Below are 18,708 nucleotides of genomic sequence, written 5' to 3' on the forward strand. Positions count from 1 at the left end.
TCCGTCATGGCACAGGCATCGGCCGCGACCCGCGGTGCACGCCGGGAGCCCGGCGAGGTCTTCGGGCCAGGCTTCACCCTCTTCGCCGACATGCTGCTGGTGGGCGTGCTGACCACCCTGGCCTGTCTGCCGGTCGTCACGGTGCCGGCCGCATTCGCCGCGGCCTCGGCGACCCTGCGGCAGACGGCCGGGGACGGCCTGCAGATCAAAGTGGGCACATACACAGGGCACTTGAGGGATCTGCTCTCGCCCCGCACGCTCGTCGCCGGCCTTGCCCTGCCCGTACTGTTCCTCGTCCTGCTGACCGACGCGGCGCTGGTACGCAGCGGACTGCCCGGCGCACGGGTGGTCGCACCCGCTCTTGCCCTGCTGGCGCTCGGCGCCGCCGTCGTCGGGCTGCGTGCCACGGCACTGGACGAACCTCATCAACTCTCGTTGGGCAAGGCGCTGTCGAGGTGCTCGGCCGACCTGATGGGCGCCCTTCTGCTTGCCGCCGCCGTGCTGCTCGCCGCCCTCATCGCCTGGTCGACGCCGCTGCTGCTCCCGCTGCTTCCGGGACCGCTCGCCTTCGCCGCCACCGTGGTGGACCTGCGCCGGACACCCCGCCGGAAGTCATCCTGACCCGGACCGGCTCGAACCCGGACACCGAACCGCTGAACACCGAACACCCCCTGAAACCACCGGAGTTCCCCGAATGACGACCACCACTCACCTGGACGTCGCGGGCCACCCGCGGCCGCAGCTCGTGCGTGACCCCGACTGGCTCGACCTGAGCGGCAGCTGGCAGTTCGCGCACGACGACGCCGACCGCGGTCGCGCCGGACGCTGGATGGACCCGGATGTCACCGCACCGTTCACCCGCACCATCACCGTGCCCTACCCGCCCGAGAGCAAGGCCTCGGGCGTGGGCGACACCGACTTCCACCCCGTGCTCTGGTACCGCCGCACCGTCCCGATGATCGCCCCGCCCCGCGGACGCCGGCTGCTGCTGCACTTCGGCGCCGTCGACCACCGCGCCGAGGTGTGGGTGGACGGACGACCGGTCGGCCGGCACGAGGGCGGCCACACGGGGTTCAGCTGCGACCTCACCGATGTCGTCGACCGGGACGGCGACCATGTCGTGGTGGTCAGGACCGAGGACCAGCCGCAGGACGCCACCCAGCCGCGCGGCAAACAGGACTGGCACCGCGACCCGCACGTCATCTGGTACCACCGCACCTCCGGCATCTGGCAGCCGGTGTGGCTCGAGGACGTCCCCGACCACCACGTCACCCGGCTGCACTGGACGCCCGATGTGGCCGCCGCCCGCGTACGCTGCCGGCTCCGCCTCGACCGTTGGCCCCAGCACCCGCTGCACCTGACGGTCCGCCTCACCCTCGGCGACCGCGTCCTCGCCGAACAGCGCACCCTCACCGAGGGCCAAGAGACCGACTTCGACGTGTCGATACCGGCCCTGCGCAACGGCCAGGACCTCGACGCGCTGCTCTGGAGCCCCGAGCACCCGCACCTCGTCGACGCGACGGTCGTGCTGAGCGACCCGGACTCCGGCGAAACCGTCGACCACGTCTCCTCCTACCTCGGACTGCGCGACATCGGCTGGGACGACGGCGTCTTCCTGCTCAACCACAAGCCGTACTTCCTGCGCTTCGCGCTCCAGCAGGGCTACTGGCCCAACTCCCATCTGGCGGCCGGCGAGGAGGACCTGCGCCGCGACGCCGAACTCGCCAAGGAGATCGGGCTCAACGGCCTGCGCATCCACCAGAAGATCGAGGACCCGCGCTTCCTCCACTGGGCCGACCGGATCGGCCTGCTGCTGTGGGAGGAGATGCCGTCCGCGTACGCCTTCGGCACCCGGACGGTGGAGCGGGTGGTCGCCGAATGGACCGAGGCGATCGCCCGCGACCTCAGCCACCCGTCCATCGTCGCCTGGATCCCGCTCAACGAGTCCTGGTCCGTCCCGAATCCGGCGACCGTCCCGGAGCAGCGGCACTTCATGGACGCCCTCTACCACCTGACCAAGTCCCTCGACCCGTCGAGGCCCGCTGTGTCGAACGACGGCTGGGAGGTGTCCGCGGCCGACATCTGGGGCGTCCACGACTACACACAGCACGCCCGGGTCCTGCGCGAGCGCTACGGCCACACCGGCCTGCGCCGCGGCGAGATCGTCGAACAGTGGCCCGGCGCCAAGCGGTTCACCCTCGACGGCGCACGCCACACCGGACAGCCCGTCGTACTCAGCGAGTTCGGCGGCGCCACCTTCGAACCCGCCGACGGCGCCGAGTGGTTCGGCTACGACACCGTGGCCACCGAGGCCGACTTCGCCGAGCGGCTCCGCTCCCTGGTGGACGCCGCCGTCGACTCCGGTCTCGCGGGCTTCTGCTACACCCAACTCACCGACACGGAACAGGAGACCAACGGGCTGCTGACCGCCGAACGCCGGCCCAAGCTCCCGCCGGCCGAGCTGCGCGCCATCCTGACCCGCACCCGTGCTCAGGCACGAAGTGAGTACGCGCCTGAGTAGCCGGACCCATGTGACAGGAGCCGCGCGGCCGCCACCCTGTGTCCATGAGTGAGACACAGGTCAAGCAGCAGAACACGGCGGCGTACTACGGGCAGGCCGTCGCCTCCTTCGGAGTCGCACTCGCGGCCGTCACCGTCGGCATCGCCAAGCTCGATGCCGATGCCTGGGTCCGCGGCTTCCTCGGCATCGCCGTGCTCTACCTGACCACCTCGGCGTTCACCCTCGCCAAGGTCATCAGGGACCGGCAGGAAGCGGGCCAGATCGTCAGCCGGGTGGACCAGGCCAGGATCGACAAGCTCCTCGCCGAGCACGATCCGTTCCAGAAGGTGTGAGGGGGGTACGGGCCCCTTGCCCGTACCCCCCTCACGCGCCGTCCGCGCTCAGCAGCTCAGCGCCCGACCGGGTGGCGTGTGCAGCAGGCGGGTGAACTGGCGGTACAGATCCACCCGGTGGGCGACCTGCTCGGGGCTGCCGCCGTCGCACTCCGGTCCGTTGAGCGCCCGGATCGTCTCGCCGAAGCCGGCCTTGCGGACCATCGCCTGATGACCGGTCATCGTCGACTGGCCGGTCTGGGTGTTCCAGTACCAGAGCGCGGTCAGCCAGGCCACCTCGGGATCCTGCTCGACCAGCCAGGGGTTGTTGAGCAGGTCGAGGCCGAGTGCGTCACCCGCCGCCTGGTAGTTGAAGTTCCAGCTCAGCATGATCGCCCCGCGCCCGTAGTAGGCGTCGTTCCCGGCCGGGCACCCGTACGGCTGGGTGTCGTCGCAGAAGATCGGATACGTGGACTCGTCCTGCGCGACCACATAGCGCAGCCCGCCCGTCTCATGGCTGACCTGGGCGAGGAAGGCGGCCGCCTCCTGACGGCGGGTCACCGTGCCGCCCGTCCGCGCGAAGGCGGGGAACTCCGCGGCGGCCGCCACCAGCCCGTCGTATGTGAAGAACGCGTCCCGCTCCGGGAACATCCGCTCGAACTGCCGCTCGCTGACCGGGAATCGAGCGGGGCGGTGCTCGGGCGCGGCGGTCGCACCGCTCGGCAGTACGGCGAAGGCGAGGCCGAACACGACGGCGAGGGCGGCCAGTCGGGCGGTGAACCGGCCGGTTCGGGGTCGGCTCTGCGGTGTTGCGGGCACGGGTACCTCACTCCTGGATCGGATAGGTCCATACCATTGTGCAGAGCATGTCAAGGCATCGCGCCGTCCTCCGGGACTCGGCCCCGAGGACGCCCGAGCGCTCAGCCCTTGCGCGCGACTCCCGCGTACAGCGGCACCGCCGAACCGTCCCGCACCTCGTCCACCGCGAGGTCGGGGCGCCAGTCCGGCAGCCATACGATTCCGGGCTCGACCAGCTCGAGGCCGGCGAAGAACCGTCCGAACTCGTCGCGGGTGCGCGGCACCAGCGTCACCCCGCCCGCCTTGTACATCTCCACCGCCTCCCGGGTGCGCTCCGGATCGAAGTCCGAGGCGAGCAGGGTCAGCGCCAGGTGGCTGCCGGGCGGCACCGCGTCCATCAGGCGTCGCACCGTCTCGTAGGCGCCGTCCTCGTCCGTGACGAAGTGCAGCACCGCGATCAGGGACACGGCCACCGGCTGGTCGAAGTCCAGTACTTTCGCGGCGAGTTCGATGATCCGGTCCGGTTCGCGGACGTCCACCTGCAGATACTCGGTGACACCCTCGGGTGTGCCGCGCAGCAGGGCCGCCGCGTGTGCGAGCACGATCGGATCGTTGTCGCCGTAGACCACCCGGGCCTTGGGCGTGATCGACTGGGCGACCTGATGGAGATTGGGCTCCGTGGGGATCCCGGTGCCGATGTCCAGGAACTGCCGTATGCCGGCCTGTCCCGCGAGGTGCCTGGTGGCGCGATGCATGAACCAACGGTTGTGCTGGGCGCCGTACTTGGCGGTCGGCTCGAACGTCGCGATCCGGCGCCCCAGCTCCTCGTCCGCCGGGTAGTTGTCCTTGCCACCGAGATACCAGTCGTACACCCGGGCGGGGTGGGGCGTGCTGGTGTCGATCCGGTGGCTGCTCCCGGACGTTTCGGTCATACGTCAACTCCCTCGGTGGCGGCGGGAGTTCGAGTGTACGTCCGGGAGTCGTCGGGCCGCCGGGTCAGTGGGCTCCCGGGCCCGCGCCGGCCGCGTCCGGCACCTCGTGGGCGTACGGAGGCTCCGCACCAGGTCGGGAGCAGGTGATCGCCGCGGCCCGGGCGGCGAAGCCGAGCACCTCGCGCCAGACGTCACCGGGCAGCGCGGCCAGCGCCCCGGCGGAGAGCAGGTCGCGCTGCTCGAGGGTGTGCAGCAGCGCCGCATTGACCGTGTCCCCGGCGCCGATGGTGTCCGCGACCCGGACCCGCTCGCCCGGCACCCGGTGGCTCTCGCCCGACTTCGTGTGTGCGGTGAGTCCGTCGCCGCCCCGGGTGACCACCACGGCCGCCGGTCCCGCGGCCAGCCATGCGTCGATGTCGTTCCCCAGCCAGTCGGCGTCCTCCTCGCTCAGCTTGAGCAGCGAGACCGACGGCAGCCAGCCGCGGAACCGCTCCCGATAGGCGTCCGCGTCCGGAATCAGCCCCGCCCGGATGTTGGGATCCAGGGCGACGAAACGGCCGCGCGTCGCCTCCCGCCGCATCAGCTCCTCGTACGCACTCGCCCCCGGCTCGAGCACCAGGGAACAGGTGCCGAACGACAACGCCCGGGTGTCGGCGGGCAGTTCACCCGGGACCTCGAAGAGCCGGTCCGCGGTCCCCTCGCAGTAGAAGCTGTACGCGGCCGAACCGTCCGCCGCGACAGCGGCGAGGGCGAGCGTGGTCGGCTCGGGCCCTCGCTGCACCAGGCCCACATCCACGTTCTCCTCGCGGAGCCGCTCGTACAGGGACGCGCCGAAGGCGTCGTCGGAGACACGGGAGCAGAAGGCGGCGCGGGAACCGAGCCGCGCGAGCGCGACGGCCGTGTTGTACGGCCCACCGCCGCGCGCCGGCAGCAACGGGGCGGTTGCGGCGCCGGCCGTCTCGGGCACCAGGTCGATCAGCGCCTCACCGGCAACGACGATCACGTGGGGTCCTCTCGAGGGTACGTACGGAAGTACTGGCGGGCCGGGGGCGTCCCCGTCCCGCACACTCTCAGATCTTGCCGCCTTCCGGCACCACATGGCCCTTCGGACCTGCATCGGGCACGACAGCGGGCGTTTCGGTCAGCCGTCCGCAGCCGCCACCAGACGCGGAGCACAGGCGGCCGGATCCACCTCGACCCCCTGCTCGGTGTCCTCCGCGAGCTCCGACGCCCACCGAACGAGCCCCGGGACGTCGATCCCGTACCGCGCCCCCGCTTCGTCGATCGCGCCGGCCCCCCGGCGCAGCAGCCGCGCCCCGCCCGTCGCGTTCCCGCGCGCCGCATGCGTCAGCCCCACGGCGAGCTGGGCGAGCCCCCGCCACAGCGCACGCTCCTCCTCGGGCCCCGACTTCCAGGCATCCTCGAACACCTCGTGCGCATGGAACGGCCTGCCCGCATCGAGCAACTCCTGCGCCTCGGCCAACGTCTCGAAGGGACCGCGCACCACGCCCTCCGGCTGCCGCTCCACACCGGGCACACCGTAGGGGAGGGGGCGCCCGAGCCCGTCCCGGGGCCGCGCGTTCCTGGCCCGCCCCTCATCGTCCCGATCCCGCCCGGTGGGCGGCCCACCGGGGACTTGCGGTGCCTTCGACGAGCGGTTCGCAGCAGAGTCGTTCACCTCTGCATTGTCCACCCGACGGCCGGCAAACCACCTGTTCCACGGTGATGTAGGCTTGCCGAAGCACCTGCACGGGACGCCCCGCGCCAGGTCGCGGGACGTGGCGCAGCTTGGTAGCGCACTTGACTGGGGGTCAAGGGGTCGTGGGTTCAAATCCCGCCGTCCCGACCATGACGCCGGATCTTCCGGCGACTCGAGGGCCATCTTCGGATGGCCCTTTCGGCGCTCTGGGTGCCGTCCGCACGGGAGCCGGCGGCCGCAGCCTCAGGACCGTGCTGTGAGGAAGTCGGCACGGCATCCAGGACCCCGACCGGCGTGATCGAGGATCTCGCGGCCGCCCGCAGACGCGACCGCCCGCGCGGGCCGGTCGCCGACCAACTGTGGGACTTCCTGACCCGCCAGACACCGCTCCTGCGCCCGGCACTGGGCCGTGTCCCCAGGGCGAGCCCGCTCTGGAGGGGCTTCGCTGTGCTTCTCACCAACCCGTGAACAGCAGATGGTTGACGGTGAGGGCCAGGGCGGCCTGGGCGGTCAGCCAGGGGCGGGGGCGGGGCAGGAGACCGCCCGCCGCGAGGAGCCACATGGTGAACGGCAGCCAGATGCGTTCGGTCTCCGCCTTGCTCATTCCGGAGAGGTCGGCCGCCAGCAGGGCCCCGAGGGCGGCGAGCGCGAGGAGGGCGAGGCGTACGCCGGGTGTGGTGAGCCGGGGGCGCGGGAGGAGCTCCGCGCCTGCTCGGCGCAGGCCCGCGACCGTGGCCGGGCCGACCGTCAGTACGGCGCAGGCGAGATTCGCCCACACCCAGTAGCTGTACGGGCGGATGCCGCCCGCGCCCTGGTAGTAGCGGGTCACCAACAGGTCGTAGCCCTCCCACCAGTTGAACCCGATGACGGTGAACGCGGCCGGGACGACGGCGCAGCCGGCGAGCAGCGGGGCGAGGAGCAGCGGGCGTCTCCACACCCGCCCGAGCAGCAGCACCGCCGCCACGAGGACGGCGAAGAGGGTGAGACCGTACGACAGATAGCAGGTCAGGCCGAACAGCAGGCCGGAGCCCGCGGCCCACCACAGGGACCGGCCGGTCGCGGCGAGGGCGAGGAGGGCGACGGCCCAGGCGGCGACGGCCGCGAAGTAGGCATCGGCGGAGGCGCCCATCCAGACGGCGGCGGGGGCCAGGACGAGGAACGGCGCCGCCCGCCGCGCCAACTCCTCGCTCGCCAGCGCCCGTACGGCCGTAAGGACCGCCATGCAGGCGGCTGCGCCCGTGACGATGCACCACAGGCCGGCCCATCCGCCGCCGCCGAGCCCGATGCGGTCGAGCAGTACGAAGGTGAGTGGCGCCGCCGGCGGATGGCCCGCGGTGTGGGCGGGCCAGGGGTCGGGGGAGTCGATGAGGATGTGCTGCGTGTAGCTGCGCAGGGTCGCCGGGATGTCCTGGAAGCGGTCGATGACCTGCAGATACTCGTACTTGGTGGTGAGCCGTATGGCGATGCCTCGGTGCCAGTCGTCGATCATGGCGAGGCTGAGGATCCAGGCGAACGACGTCCCCCACGCCGCCAAGAGCAGGAGCCGCCAGCGCAGGGTCGCGGCGACGCGGGGGCCGTACGTCACGACGGCGACCGCCACCGCGAGCGCCGCCGGGGTGCCCGGGCCGATGTGGGGCATCCATTCGGCGTACAGCGGAGGCCAGTTGACGCGCAGCGTGTGGTGTGTGCCCTCGATGTGCCGGCCGATCAGTACCGCGGCCACGACGAGAAGCGCGGCGGCCGAGGCCGCGTACAGGTCGCGGCGGCCGGCGGCGGGTTCGGTGCGGTTCACAGTCGAAACGCTAGATCGGGCGCGCCCCGCCATGGCCGCGCCGGGTCCGGACGTCAGCGTTTCGTCATGGGTCGCGCCGCCGATTCCGGACGGGTCCGGGCCTACCGTCGCAGCATGCGCGACATCTCCCGTCTTCCCACCTCGCCACGGTTCTGGCGCAGTCCGGTGCGCGGCCGCCGGTTCACCTCGGTGCTCGGCCTCGTCCTGCTCGTCGGCGTCACCGTGCTGTTCGTGACGGGGCTGCTCTCCTACGCGGCGTACAACCCGGGCCTGGCGCCGGTGAATGACAAGACTCCCGACAAGGGGCTGCTCGGTTTCTATCTGTTCTCCTGGCCGACGGATCCGCACTGGCTGTACCGGCTCACCCAGGGCGTGCACGTCACGCTCGGGATCACCCTGATCCCGGTGCTGCTCGCCAAGCTGTGGTCGGTGGTGCCCAGGCTGTTCGCGCTGCCGCCGGTCCGCTCGGTCGTCCACGGCCTTGAGCGGGTCTCGTTGCTCCTGCTCGTCGGCGGAGGACTGTTCGAGTTCGTCACGGGTGTCCTCAACGTCCAGCTCGACTACCTCTTCCCCGGATCCTTCTACCCCTTGCACTTCTACGGCGCCTGGGTCTTCTTCGCGGCGTTCCTCGTGCACGCGGCCCTGAAGACGCCGATCGCGCTGCGCAATCTGCGAGCCATGAAGGACGGTGAAGAGGCCGATGGGCAGGGGGAGTTGACGGCACCGGACCCCGCTCCGCCGACCTTCTCGCGACGTGGCGCCCTCTGGTTCGTGGGCGGCGGTTCGGCCCTGCTGTTCGCCACAACCGCGGGGCGAAGTTTCGACGGACTGCGGCACACGGCCCTGCTCGCCCCGCACGGCGGCGCCGAACCGGGCAGCGGACCGAACGGCTTCCAGATCAACAAGACCGCCGCCCACGCAGGCATCCGCGCGGCCGACACCGATGCGGAGGCTTGGCGTCTGACCGTTACCGGGCGCACCGGGACAGTCCGCCTCCGGCGCGGTGATCTCGAACAACTGGCGCTGCACAGTGCCGAGTTGCCGATCGCCTGCGTGGAGGGCTGGTCGACGTCCGACCAGCGGTGGCGGGGTGTACGGCTTCGCGACCTGGCACAGCTCGTCGGCCACGACGACGGCGACCCGCCGGACCTCCACGTCGAGTCGCTGCAACGTCAAGGCGCGTTCCGGCACGCGGCCCTGAGCTCCCGTCAGGTCGCGGACCCGCGCTCCCTGCTCGCCCTCTACGTCAACGGCGCGCGGCTGTCCCCGGATCACGGCTACCCGGCACGGATCATCGTCCCGGCGGCGCCCGGTGTGCTGAACACCAAGTGGGTCGCCCGGCTGACGTTCGGAAGGCTGTGACCATGCGAAGCATCAGCGACAGCCGTATCGGGCTGCCCCGGATTCCGCTCGGCAGCCGCTTCCAACTCCTGCTCCTCGCCTGCTCGTTCGCGCTCGCCGCCTACGCCGGCGTGCGGCTGCTCGCCGACGACTGGTTCGGTGTCGTGCTGTGGATCGTGGGCGCGGCGCTGCTGCACGATCTCGTACTGCTGCCGCTGTACGCCGCCGCGGACCGGGCGCTGCTCGCGGCGGCCGGGGCCGCCGGCCGCAGGGAGCGGGCCGGCTATATGCGGGTCCCGGCCGCGCTGTCCCTTCTGCTGCTGGTCGTCTGGTTCCCGCTGATCAGCGGGATGACCGCCGACCGCTACCGGTCGGCCACCGGGATGTCGGCCGACGGGTTCCTGCCCCGCTGGCTGCTCATCACCGCGGTGCTCTTCGGCGGCAGTGCGCTGCTGCTCGCCGTGTCGGTGCTGCGACAGCGCAGGGCGGCGAAGCGCCGGCCGCCGGCCGTCCACTGAGCGACCGGTACGAGGCCGGCCCGCCTCGCGTACCGCGACAGGGCCTCGGTGCCGAGTCGCGCCCAGGGGAACGGGCGGCCCTTCCCCTGGGCGTTCGCCAGGTCGACGACCTGCACCTCGGCGCGTTCGTCGACTTCCACCGGCGCGGTCTCGGCGATCAACAGGCCGTCGGGGGAGAGGAGTTGGCGGACCCGCCGCAGAAGGGCGTGCGGGTCGCCCCCGATACCGATGTTGCCGTCCATGAGGAGCACGGTGTCCCAGCGCCCCTCACCTGGCAGCGGATCGAAGACGGAGCGGTGCAGGGCCGGGCCGCCGAGGCGTGCGGTGCGGTCGACGGCGGCCTCGCTGACATCGATGCCGAGTGCCGTGCGGCCGAGCGCGGCGAGCTCGGCGACCAGCCGGCCCGGGCCACAGCCCACGTCGAGGACGGCGCCCTCGCAGCGTGCCAGGACGGCGCGGTCCACCGCGTCGGCGCGCGCACACCACCGTTCCACCTCGAGCGGCAGCAGCCAGCCGTCGGTGCGGCGCAGGAACAGCGGGCCCCGACCCGAGCGCAGTGCGAGCGCATACGGGTCGGCCGACGCCCAGGGCGCGGCCGTGTCCACCGGCGCGCTCATCGGCGTACCGCCGCGCACTCGGCCAGGCGGGCCGCGAAGAGACCACCGGGCGCGAGCGTGGCGACGGCCGCCGCGTCCTCGGCGGTGTCCACATCCCGCAGCAGCGGCAGATCTCGTACGCGCAGACCGGCGGCGACGAGGCGTGCCCGCTGGGCGGCACCGGTCACCGGTGTCGACATCGCTACACCGCGCAGCAGTTCCGGGTCGGGTGCCAAGAGCCCGAGTGCCCAGAAGCCGCCGTCAAGAGCGGGCCCGAACCAGGCGTCGCAGCCCTCGAAGTCCACGTCCAGGAGCTCCGGCGTGACCTGCGGCGTGTCCATGCCGATGAGGAGCGTGGGCCCCTCGCAGCCGGCGAAGGCGTCCGCGAGACGAGCGTCGAGGCCGCCCGAGCATTGCGGTACGACATCGAAGCCGGGCGGCAGCCAGGGTCCGGGCGCTCCGTCCAGGGCGAGCACACGCCGATCGGCGGGCGTCGCGGCGACCGTGCGCAGCGTGTCGGTGAGCGCTGCTTCGGCGAGCTCCGCGGCCTGCCGTGGCGTGTACGGCGGGGTGAGCCGGGTCTTGACGCGTCCGGGACGCGGTTCCTTGGCGATCACGAGGAGCGTGGTCAACGGCTGCGTCCTTCCGGCGAGGAGCTCTGCGGCGGGGTGGGCGGCTCGGCGAGCACCCGGCGCATGTCGCGCACCGCGTTCCAGGTGCCGCGCCACGTCCCGGTCACCTTTGAGGCTCCGGTGCGCGGCAGGTAGGGCACGTCGTGCTCGGTGATGCGCCATCCCGCGTCGGCGGCCCGGACCACCATCTGCAGGGGGTATCCGCTGCGCCGGTCGGTGAGGCCGAGCCCGAGCAGCGCCTCGCGGCGGGCGGCCCGCAGCGGTCCGAGGTCGTGCAGGGCGGTACCGGTCCGGCGGCGCACCATGCGGGCGAGTACCCGGTTGCCGACCTGGGCATGAGCCGGCCAGGCGCCACGCCCCGCGGGGCGGCGCCTTCCGAGTACCAGATCGCTGCTGCCGGCTCGTACCTCGTCGACGAAGGGGATCAGCTGCGCCGGGTCCAACGAGGCGTCGCAGTCGCAGAAGCACACGAAGTCGGCAGTGGAGGCCGCAAGACCGGCGGCGCATGCGGAGCCGAAGCCGCGCCTCGGTTCGCGCACGACCCGGGCGCCCAGGCGCCGGGCGACTTCGGCCGAGCCGTCCGTGGATCCGTTGTCGACGACGAGCGCGCTCCAGCCGTCAGGGATGCGGGCGAGGACCCAGGGGAGGGCCTCGGCCTCGTCGAGGCAGGGCAGGACCACGTCGACCGTGGGTGGTGGGGTTGTCACGGCTTTCACCCTACGAGCGGAGAACGGACATATAGGACGCGTGCTCCTTACGAAACACGGACGTCCACAGCGCCGGGGGACCTGAAGCCCGCCCTGGTGCCGCAGGGGTGTCACGCTGTGGGAATGCACCAGTCATACGAGCCCCCGAGGCCCCCGGCCTCCGAAGGAGCGGCCCGGGTCCTGGTCGTCGACGACGACCCGACCGTCGCCGAAGTCGTCACGGGATACCTGGAGCGTGCCGGATACACCGTCGACCGCGCCGACGACGGCCCCACCGCCCTGGCCCGCGCGGACGCCCGCCGCCCGGACCTCGTGGTGCTCGATCTGATGCTGCCCGGCATGGACGGCCTCGAGGTGTGCCGGCGGATACGTGCCCGCGGCCCCGTACCGGTGATCATGCTGACCGCGCGCGGGGACGAGGACGACCGCGTGCTCGGTCTGGAGGTCGGCGCCGACGACTATGTGACGAAGCCCTTCAGCCCCCGAGAGCTCGTCCTGCGCGTGGAGTCCGTGCTGCGCCGGGTCCGCCCGGACTCCGACCGGCGCCCGGTGAGTGCCGCGGGCCTCACCGTCGACCCGGCCGCCCGTCGCGCCACCCGCGACGGGACCGAACTGGCCCTCACGCTCCGGGAGTTCGACCTCCTTGCGTTCTTCCTGCGGCACCCCGGAAGGGCGTTCAGTCGAGAGGACCTGATGCGCGAGGTGTGGGGGTGGGAGTTCGGCGACCTGTCGACCGTCACCGTCCACATCCGACGTCTGCGCGGCAAGGTCGAGGCGGACCCGGCGCGCCCGCATCTCATCCGGACCGTATGGGGAGTGGGCTACCGCTTCGAACCCGACACCCGAGCGGTCGCAGGGGAGGGGTGACGATGCGCGACAACGTCCTCATCGCCCTCTACGCCTTCGCCGGCGCCGCCGCCTCGGGCCTCGCAGGTGCGGTCGCGCTGCGTCTGCTGCGCCGCCGTTCGCTCACCGTGTCCCTTGCGGTCGTCTCGGCCGTCGGGGTGGTCGCCATGCTCGCGGGCACCCTCGCCGTGGCCTGGGCGATGTTCCTGTCCCCGCACGACCTGACCGTCGTCACCACGGTGGTGGCGATGGCGGCGGTCGCCTCGCTCGCCACCGCCCTCCTGCTCGGCCGCCGGGTCGTCGCCCGCAGCCGTGAACTCGCCGTCGCCACACGCTCGTTCGGGGACGACGGCGACTTCGCGGCCCCGGACGTCCCGGCGACGGCCGAACTCGAGGAGCTGAGCCGGGAGCTGGCCGCGACGAGCGCCAGACTTGCGGCGTCCAGGAGCCGCGAACGCGCCCTGGAGACCTCCCGCAGGGAGCTGGTCGCCTGGATCTCGCACGACCTGCGCACCCCGCTGGCCGGCCTGCGTGCCATGGCGGAGGCCCTGGAGGACGGTGTGGCCGCCGACCCCGGCCGCTATCTCACCCGGATGCGCACCGAGGTCGACCGCCTCAACGGCATGGTCGGCGACCTCTTCGAACTCTCCCGCATCCACGCGGGCGCACTGCCCTTGAGCCCGGCCCGGATCTCCCTCTACGACCTCGTCGGCGACGCCCTCGCCGGGGCCGACCCCCTCGCGCGCGAACACGGCGTACGACTCGTCGGCGACCATGTCGAACCCGTGCCGGTCGAGGTCGACGGCAAGGAGATGAGCCGAGTCCTCGGCAATCTCCTCGTCAACGCGATCCGCCGGACCCCGGCCGACGGCACGGTCGCCGTGGCCGCCGAGCGATCGGCCGAAGGGGCGGTGGTCGTCTCCGTCACCGACGGCTGCGGCGGCATCCCCGACGAGGACCTCGCCCGCGTCTTCGACACCGGCTGGCGCGGCAGCGATGCCCGAACTCCACCCGCCGGAGCGGGACTCGGCCTGGCCATCGTCCGCGGCATCGTCGAGGCCCACCAGGGCAGGGCCTCGGTCCGCAACATCCCGGGCGGCTGCCGCTTCGAGGTGACGCTGCCCGCCGCACCGTAGCGTCACCGCCCGCGTGCGAACTCCTGCATCCCGTCCTCGAAGGACACCTCGGGCTTCCACCCCAACTCGTCCCGCAGCCGCGACGAATCGGCGGTGATGTGCCGGACGTCTCCCAGCCGGTACTCGCCGGTGACGACGGGCGCGGGCCCGCCGCAGGCCTCGGCGAGGGCCCCGGCGAGCTCCCCGACGGTGTGCGGCACCCCGCTGCCCGCGTTGTACGCGGTCAGGGCGCCGCGGCCCGTATCGGCCTCGAGCGCCGCCACGTTGGCCGCCGCCACATCCCGTACGTGGACGAAGTCCCGCCGCTGCCGCCCGTCCTCGAACACCCGCGGGGCCTCGCCCCGGGCCAGCGCCGAGCGGAAGAAGGAGGCGACGCCGGCGTACGGGGTGTCCCGCGGCATCCGGGGCCCGTAGACGTTGTGATAGCGCAACGACACCGCCGTACCGCCCTCGCTGCGCGCCCACGCCGCGGCCAGCTGCTCCTGCGTGAGCTTCGTGGTGGCGTAGACGTTCCGCGGGTCGGCCGCCGCGTCCTCCGCCACCGGACCCGTGGCCAACTCGCTTCCGCACACAGGGCACTTGGGCTCGTAGCGCCCCGCCTCCAGGTCGCGCACGGCACGCGGCCCGGGCCGTACGGTGCCGTGCCGCGGGCACGCGTAGTGCCCCTCGCCGTAGACGACCATCGACCCGGCGAGGACGAGACGCCCGACGCCCGCCGCGGCCATGGCGGACAGGAGCACGGCGGTCCCCAAGGCATTGTGCGCGACATAGTCCGCGGCGTCGGCGACCCCGTCGCCGAGGCCCACCTTGGCCGCCTGATGACACACGGCGTCCACGCCGTCCAACGCCCGCGCGACCGCCGCCGGTTCCCGCACATCGGCGCCCGGCCGGTCCCGCCGGTCGAACACCACAGGATCGTGCCCCCGCGCCGTGAGCGCCTCGACGACATGGGACCCGATGAACCCGGCACCGCCGGTGACCAGTACACGCATGCCGCCACGCTAGACCGGGGGCGGCCCGTGCGCGGGGGCGCAGCCGCCACACGTCACCGGACCGTCATACCTCCCACCGGAGCGCAGGCCGATCAGTCGCACAACGCGTCACGGAGCCGGGGCAGGGAGTCGAGGAGGGCCGCCACTCCGGGGTTCTCGGTATGTGCTGCCAAGTACACGAAACGGAGTTCCACGCTCCATGGGGGCAGTCTCACCGGCAGCAGACGGATACGTCCGGAGCGTTCGAAGGTGCGAGTGGCGAAGCGTGGGACCACCGCGACGTGGCCGGAGCCGATGGCGCACCGGATCGCGGCCTCGGGTGAACCCGTGGTGTGCACGGGGATGTTGCGACGTCGTTCCGGGTGGTTGAAGATCGCCGCAAGCGGCTCGCCCTCCGCATCCCAGCGGTAGACGACGAGCGTGCTGCCCACGAGGTCGTCCGGGGTGAGCTCGGTCGCGTCGCCCAGACGATGGTCCGGCCCGCACACCGCGACCATCGGCGACGTCCCCAGCCGCTCCGACCTCAGCGATCCCGTCGCCACCTGGGTGAGCAGAAAGCCACCGTGTGCGCTGCCGTCGCGCACCTGCTCCACGACTTCCCTGCTGTGCGCCACACGTCCGTGCACGGCGATGTCCAGCCCGTCCAACGCGCTGAAGGCCAGCGGGAAGACCGTGGCGGCGAAGCTGTTCGGGGCGGCCAGTACAAGGCGCTCCGGTGTCCCCGTGTCGAGGCTGTGCACGGCCTCGTCCAGCAGGTCGAGGCACCGCCGCGCGTACCCCATGAGGCGTTGTCCGGCCGGTGTCAGTGTGCTGCCGCGTGCCCCGCGTACGAACAGGGTGGTGCCGAGTCGACGTTCCAGCGCGGCGATCCGATTGCTGACCGAGGGTGCGGCCAGCCGCAGTTCCACGGCCGCGGCATTGAAGCTGCCGAGGCGTGCGATCGCCGAGAACACTTCGAGATCCATGATCTCCAACGACGGTGAAGGCATAGCACCAGGCTAATGCCAGAGGTAGAAGGATTCGGCCTACCGAAGTACTCGGCGCTCGTCGAAGCTGTGATGACCGAAACGTACGCACCACCGCTCGAGGCGAGCGGAAGACAGGAGTCCCTTACACGTACGACTGACCGACCAGGAGGAACGTTGTGGGAACACCGCTGCGCAAGGGATCGATCACAGGGATCGCGCTCGCCGTCCTGTGCGTGAGCGCGCCGGCCGGGTGCGCCAATCCCGATGACGGCGCCGAAGGAGGTGTGGGAAAGGGAACCGAAGACCTGGTCGCGACGGTGGATCGCGATCCGGAGATCGCTGCCATGGTCCCCCGGGAGATCGCGAAGCGGGGTTCATTCACCGCCGCGGTCAACCCGTCGTCGCCGCCGATCAAGTTCGTCGACGACTCCGGGGACATCACGGGATTCACCCCGGAACTGGTCACGGCGGCGGGGAAGTTGATGGGTCTGGACGTCGTCATGAAGCAGACCTCCTTCGATGCCCTCATCCCCGGCCTCGAAGCCCGCCGGTTCGATGTCATCCTGTCCATCAACGACCTCGCGGACCGTCGGGAGAAGACGGACTTCATCGACTACCTGCAGACCGGCACCGCCATCCTCGGAGCCACCTCCCTCCCGCAGGACGAGCTCACCCCCAAGAAGCTCTGCGGGCTCTCCGTCGGCTACGTGCGCGGGAACGTACAGCAGGACCTCGTCGCGGCGGCCGCCGAGCACTGCGCCGAGGCCGGCGCGAAGCGGGTGACCGGCACTGCCTTCCAGGACATCAACGCGGCCATTCTCGCGGTGCAGAGCGGCCAGATCGACACGGCGTGGGGCGACGCACCGTCCATCTCGTACAACGCGGAGAAGAATCCGAAGCGGTACAAGGAGCTGTACCGGGAGATCTCGGGTCCCTACGGCGTCGGCGTCAACAAGCAGGACACCGAACTGCGGGACGCCCTGCGCGCGGCTCTGCGCAAGTGCGTGGAGAACGGCATCTACCGGAAGCTCCTGAAGGACTACGGACTGACGGACTACGAGCTGCCGGACATGTCCCTGAACAAGGGGCCCGCCGATGAGCACGCATGAGACGCTCGAGCCCAGCGCCGCCACCGGCGACGAAACCGCACTGCACACCCTGCCGATCCGCGACCCCAAGAGGCTGGCGCACTGGCTGAGTTACGCGGTGGGCGCCGTCGTACTCGTGCTGGCCTTCCGGTTCGTCGTCCTCAATCCGCACTGGGACTGGCCGACGATCGGTTCCTGGCTCTTCAGCCGACGCGTGGTGTCCGGACTCCTGAACACCATCCTGATCACGGTCGTGTCCACGGCCGCGGGCCTTGTGCTCGGTCTGGTCGTCGCCGCACTCCGTCTGTCGGGCTTCGCCGTGCTGCGGGCGATGGCGGCCGTGTACGTGTGGATCATCCGCGCGACACCCGGGCTCGTCCTCATCCTGTTCGTCTACTTCCTCGCCGCCCTGATGCCGACCCTCAGCCTGGGCCTGCCGTTCGCGGACCCGTTCTTCGAGGTACCCACGAATCAGGTGATCTCGCAGTTCTCGGCGGCGGTCATCGGGCTCTCCGCGTACCTCGGGGCCTATTCGGCCGAGATCTTCCGCGGGGGTGTGCTCTCCGTCCACCAGGGCCAGTTCGAGGCCTCCCACTCACTCGGACTCTCCGCGTGGCAGACGTACACCAAGGTGGTGGGTCCGCAGATCATCCGCGTGATCACACCGTCGCTGGCCAACGAGGTCGTGACGATGTTCAAGAACACCTCGCTGGTGTCGGTGATCGGGTACGTGGAGCTCCTGACGACCGTGCAACTCGTCTATTCGCAGAACTTCAAGACCATTCCGATGCTCACCGTCGCCGTCATCTGGTACCTCGTCCTGACCAGTCTGGCGATGCTCGGGCAGTCACGCCTGGAGAAGCGCTTCGGCCGCGGCTTCAACCGCCGGGTGGTCAAGAGCGCGGTGTCCGCGGACACGGTGGGACAGGAGGAGCGGCATGACTGAGCAACCACTGTTGAGGCTGCGCGACGTGGAGAAGCGGTTCGGTGACTTCGTCGCGCTCGACGGTGTGAGTCTCACCTTGCGGGCCGGCACGGTGACCTGTCTCGTCGGCCCGTCCGGGTCGGGCAAGAGCACATTGCTGCGTACGGTCAACCTGCTGGAGCGGCTGGACGGCGGGGCCGTCTACCTCCGGGGCGAGATGCTCGGCTTCACCCGCAGCGGCGATCACCGCAGGCCCGTCCCGAAGAAGGTGGCACGCCGTCAGGTAGTCAACTTCGGCATGGTCTTCCAGAGCTTCAACCTCATCCCACAGCTGACCGCCACGGAGAACGTCGCGCTCGGACCGGTCGAGGTCCTGCGCGTCGGCCGGTCCGAGGCACGGCACCAGGCACATGAGCTACTGACCCGGGTGGGCCTGGCCGACCGGGTCGATCACTATCCTGCCGAACTCTCCGGAGGCCAGCAGCAGAGAGTCGCCATCGCTCGGGCACTGGCGATGAAACCGAGCGTGCTGCTCTTCGACGAACCCACCAGTGCCCTCGACGCCGAGCTCGTCGCCGAGGTGCTCGCAGTCATCAAGGAACTGGCCGAGGAGGGCTTCACGATGCTGATCGTGACCCATGAACTCGCCTTCGCCCGCGACATCGCGGACGAGGTCGTGATGATGGAGGACGGGCGGATCATCGAGTCCGGACCGCCGCAGGACATCCTCCTGAACCCCACCACCGAGCGGGCACGGCGCTTCTTCGCGAGCGTGAGCCACTGATGGCGCAGCAGTCGACGCGCTCGTTGGACCGTGCACGGCTGGCCTCCCTCACCCCGGCGGACCTTGCACACCGCGGGAGTGCGAAGTGGTGCCGGGTCCCCGGCGCTCTGGGGGCATCAGTC

At 71.3% G+C, this 18,708-nt stretch carries 20 protein-coding genes and 1 tRNA gene; 11 read left to right on the top strand and 10 right to left on the bottom strand.

Going from position 1 to position 18,708, the window contains the following annotated elements; all coding sequences use genetic code 11:
- Positions 1-6: 6 nt before the first annotated feature.
- The 3 genes from DY218_RS31575 to DY218_RS31585 all read left to right on the top strand — a co-directional run bounded on the left by DY218_RS31575 (position 7) and on the right by DY218_RS31585 (position 2,853).
- Positions 7-621, top strand: a complete 615-nt coding sequence (locus tag DY218_RS31575; RefSeq protein WP_128559599.1) for a hypothetical protein — start codon at positions 7-9, stop codon at positions 619-621.
- A 73-nt stretch (positions 622-694) separates the two neighbouring features.
- Positions 695-2,521, top strand: a complete 1,827-nt coding sequence (locus DY218_RS31580; protein WP_128559600.1) for a sugar-binding domain-containing protein — start codon at positions 695-697, stop codon at positions 2,519-2,521.
- A gap of 44 nt (positions 2,522-2,565) precedes the next feature.
- Entirely contained in the window at positions 2,566-2,853 is a 288-nt protein-coding gene (locus DY218_RS31585) for a YiaA/YiaB family inner membrane protein (RefSeq protein ID WP_128559601.1), read from the top strand.
- Positions 2,854-2,901: 48 nt separating this feature from the next.
- On the opposite strand, the gene DY218_RS31590 is transcribed toward DY218_RS31585, so the two are convergent.
- The 4 genes from DY218_RS31590 to DY218_RS34400 form a co-directional block, all read right to left on the bottom strand.
- The gene (locus tag DY218_RS31590; protein ID WP_407703710.1) at positions 2,902-3,651 is read right to left on the bottom strand and encodes a chitinase; all 750 of its coding nucleotides are present in this window, start codon (positions 3,649-3,651) and stop codon (positions 2,902-2,904) included.
- Between the two features lie 101 nt (positions 3,652-3,752).
- Positions 3,753-4,562: an SAM-dependent methyltransferase gene (locus tag DY218_RS31595; protein ID WP_128559603.1), complete on the bottom strand. Its 810-nt coding sequence runs from the start codon at positions 4,560-4,562 to the stop codon at positions 3,753-3,755.
- A 64-nt stretch (positions 4,563-4,626) separates the two neighbouring features.
- Entirely contained in the window at positions 4,627-5,565 is a 939-nt protein-coding gene (locus DY218_RS31600; RefSeq protein ID WP_128559604.1) for a carbohydrate kinase family protein, read from the bottom strand.
- A gap of 138 nt (positions 5,566-5,703) precedes the next feature.
- Positions 5,704-6,090 (bottom strand): DUF309 domain-containing protein, encoded by a 387-nt coding sequence (locus DY218_RS34400; RefSeq protein ID WP_158574177.1) that lies wholly within the window; start codon positions 6,088-6,090, stop codon positions 5,704-5,706.
- Between the two features lie 244 nt (positions 6,091-6,334).
- Here DY218_RS34400 and DY218_RS31610 point away from each other — a divergent pair.
- Together DY218_RS31610 and DY218_RS34675 are read left to right on the top strand one after the other, a co-directional pair.
- Positions 6,335-6,411: transfer RNA gene (locus DY218_RS31610), tRNA-Pro, on the top strand.
- A gap of 144 nt (positions 6,412-6,555) precedes the next feature.
- Complete coding sequence (locus tag DY218_RS34675; protein ID WP_199566923.1) at positions 6,556-6,729, top strand: hypothetical protein; 174 nt, start codon at positions 6,556-6,558, stop codon at positions 6,727-6,729.
- On the opposite strand, the gene DY218_RS31620 is transcribed toward DY218_RS34675, so the two are convergent.
- Entirely contained in the window at positions 6,716-8,086 is a 1,371-nt protein-coding gene (locus DY218_RS31620) for a hypothetical protein (protein WP_128559606.1), read from the bottom strand. The genes DY218_RS34675 and DY218_RS31620 overlap by 14 nt on opposite strands.
- A gap of 81 nt (positions 8,087-8,167) precedes the next feature.
- Here DY218_RS31620 and DY218_RS31625 point away from each other — a divergent pair, with 81 nt between their 5' ends.
- Positions 8,168-9,415 carry a molybdopterin-dependent oxidoreductase gene (locus DY218_RS31625; RefSeq protein WP_128559607.1) on the top strand — a complete coding sequence of 416 codons (1,248 nt, stop codon included), beginning with the start codon at positions 8,168-8,170 and terminating at the stop codon, positions 9,413-9,415.
- Positions 9,416-9,758: 343 nt separating this feature from the next.
- Here the strand turns inward: DY218_RS31625 and DY218_RS31635 are convergent, their stop codons facing one another.
- Genes DY218_RS31635 through DY218_RS31645 form a run of 3 tightly spaced genes read right to left on the bottom strand, consistent with a single transcriptional unit; the run spans position 9,759 to position 11,856 of the window.
- Positions 9,759-10,529: a class I SAM-dependent methyltransferase gene (locus DY218_RS31635; RefSeq protein ID WP_128559608.1), complete on the bottom strand. Its 771-nt coding sequence runs from the start codon at positions 10,527-10,529 to the stop codon at positions 9,759-9,761.
- Positions 10,526-11,140 carry a TIGR04282 family arsenosugar biosynthesis glycosyltransferase gene (locus tag DY218_RS31640; RefSeq protein ID WP_128559609.1) on the bottom strand — a complete coding sequence of 205 codons (615 nt, stop codon included), beginning with the start codon at positions 11,138-11,140 and terminating at the stop codon, positions 10,526-10,528. Before DY218_RS31640 ends, DY218_RS31635 begins: the two co-directional genes overlap by 4 nt.
- The gene (locus DY218_RS31645; protein WP_128559610.1) at positions 11,137-11,856 is read right to left on the bottom strand and encodes a glycosyltransferase family 2 protein; all 720 of its coding nucleotides are present in this window, start codon (positions 11,854-11,856) and stop codon (positions 11,137-11,139) included. The genes DY218_RS31640 and DY218_RS31645 overlap by 4 nt, the downstream gene beginning before the upstream one ends.
- A 114-nt stretch (positions 11,857-11,970) precedes the next feature.
- Between DY218_RS31645 and DY218_RS31650 the strand changes: the two genes are divergently transcribed.
- Both DY218_RS31650 and DY218_RS31655 read left to right on the top strand, forming a co-directional pair.
- A complete protein-coding gene (locus DY218_RS31650; RefSeq protein WP_128559611.1) occupies positions 11,971-12,714 on the top strand; it encodes a response regulator transcription factor in 744 nt (247 codons plus the stop codon).
- 2 nt (positions 12,715-12,716) lie between these two features.
- Positions 12,717-13,829, top strand: coding sequence for a sensor histidine kinase (locus DY218_RS31655; RefSeq protein WP_128559612.1), 1,113 nt, complete (start codon positions 12,717-12,719; stop codon positions 13,827-13,829).
- Between the two features lie 2 nt (positions 13,830-13,831).
- Here DY218_RS31655 and DY218_RS31660 read toward each other — a convergent pair whose 3' ends face one another.
- Both DY218_RS31660 and DY218_RS31665 read right to left on the bottom strand, forming a co-directional pair.
- Positions 13,832-14,821, bottom strand: coding sequence for an NAD-dependent epimerase/dehydratase family protein (locus tag DY218_RS31660; RefSeq protein ID WP_128559613.1), 990 nt, complete (start codon positions 14,819-14,821; stop codon positions 13,832-13,834).
- A 92-nt stretch (positions 14,822-14,913) separates the two neighbouring features.
- Complete coding sequence (locus DY218_RS31665; protein WP_128559614.1) at positions 14,914-15,810, bottom strand: LysR family transcriptional regulator; 897 nt, start codon at positions 15,808-15,810, stop codon at positions 14,914-14,916.
- A 263-nt stretch (positions 15,811-16,073) separates the two neighbouring features.
- Here DY218_RS31665 and DY218_RS31670 point away from each other — a divergent pair, with 263 nt between their 5' ends.
- From DY218_RS31670 to DY218_RS31680, 3 genes are read left to right on the top strand one after another with little or no spacing between them, the layout of a single operon-like run.
- Complete coding sequence (locus DY218_RS31670) at positions 16,074-16,898, top strand: ABC transporter substrate-binding protein (protein ID WP_128559615.1); 825 nt, start codon at positions 16,074-16,076, stop codon at positions 16,896-16,898.
- Complete coding sequence (locus DY218_RS31675) at positions 16,885-17,823, top strand: amino acid ABC transporter permease (protein ID WP_128559616.1); 939 nt, start codon at positions 16,885-16,887, stop codon at positions 17,821-17,823. Before DY218_RS31670 ends, DY218_RS31675 begins: the two co-directional genes overlap by 14 nt.
- Entirely contained in the window at positions 17,816-18,586 is a 771-nt protein-coding gene (locus DY218_RS31680; protein WP_128559617.1) for an amino acid ABC transporter ATP-binding protein, read from the top strand. Before DY218_RS31675 ends, DY218_RS31680 begins: the two co-directional genes overlap by 8 nt.
- Positions 18,587-18,708: the final 122 nt, after the last annotated feature.

The organism is Streptomyces triticagri, assembly GCF_003429565.1.
Classification (GTDB): domain Bacteria; phylum Actinomycetota; class Actinomycetes; order Streptomycetales; family Streptomycetaceae; genus Streptomyces; species Streptomyces triticagri.

Excerpts from the sequence above, each read along its gene's own strand:
- DY218_RS31660 (WP_128559613.1), bottom strand. The coding sequence starts at position 14,821 with ATGCGTGTACTGGTCACCGGCGGTGCCGGGTTCATCGGGTCCCATGTC.
- DY218_RS31575 (WP_128559599.1), top strand. The coding sequence starts at position 7 with ATGGCACAGGCATCGGCCGCGACCCGCGGTGCACGCCGGGAGCCCGGC.
- DY218_RS31650 (WP_128559611.1), top strand. The coding sequence starts at position 11,971 with ATGCACCAGTCATACGAGCCCCCGAGGCCCCCGGCCTCCGAAGGAGCG.
- DY218_RS31625 (WP_128559607.1), top strand. The coding sequence starts at position 8,168 with ATGCGCGACATCTCCCGTCTTCCCACCTCGCCACGGTTCTGGCGCAGT.
- DY218_RS31580 (WP_128559600.1), top strand. The coding sequence starts at position 695 with ATGACGACCACCACTCACCTGGACGTCGCGGGCCACCCGCGGCCGCAG.
- DY218_RS31620 (WP_128559606.1), bottom strand. The coding sequence starts at position 8,086 with ATGGCGGGGCGCGCCCGATCTAGCGTTTCGACTGTGAACCGCACCGAA.
- DY218_RS31680 (WP_128559617.1), top strand. The coding sequence starts at position 17,816 with ATGACTGAGCAACCACTGTTGAGGCTGCGCGACGTGGAGAAGCGGTTC.
- DY218_RS31585 (WP_128559601.1), top strand. The coding sequence starts at position 2,566 with ATGAGTGAGACACAGGTCAAGCAGCAGAACACGGCGGCGTACTACGGG.
- DY218_RS31665 (WP_128559614.1), bottom strand. The coding sequence starts at position 15,810 with ATGCCTTCACCGTCGTTGGAGATCATGGATCTCGAAGTGTTCTCGGCG.
- DY218_RS31635 (WP_128559608.1), bottom strand. The coding sequence starts at position 10,529 with ATGAGCGCGCCGGTGGACACGGCCGCGCCCTGGGCGTCGGCCGACCCG.
- DY218_RS31655 (WP_128559612.1), top strand. The coding sequence starts at position 12,717 with ATGCGCGACAACGTCCTCATCGCCCTCTACGCCTTCGCCGGCGCCGCC.
- DY218_RS31675 (WP_128559616.1), top strand. The coding sequence starts at position 16,885 with ATGAGCACGCATGAGACGCTCGAGCCCAGCGCCGCCACCGGCGACGAA.
- DY218_RS31595 (WP_128559603.1), bottom strand. The coding sequence starts at position 4,562 with ATGACCGAAACGTCCGGGAGCAGCCACCGGATCGACACCAGCACGCCC.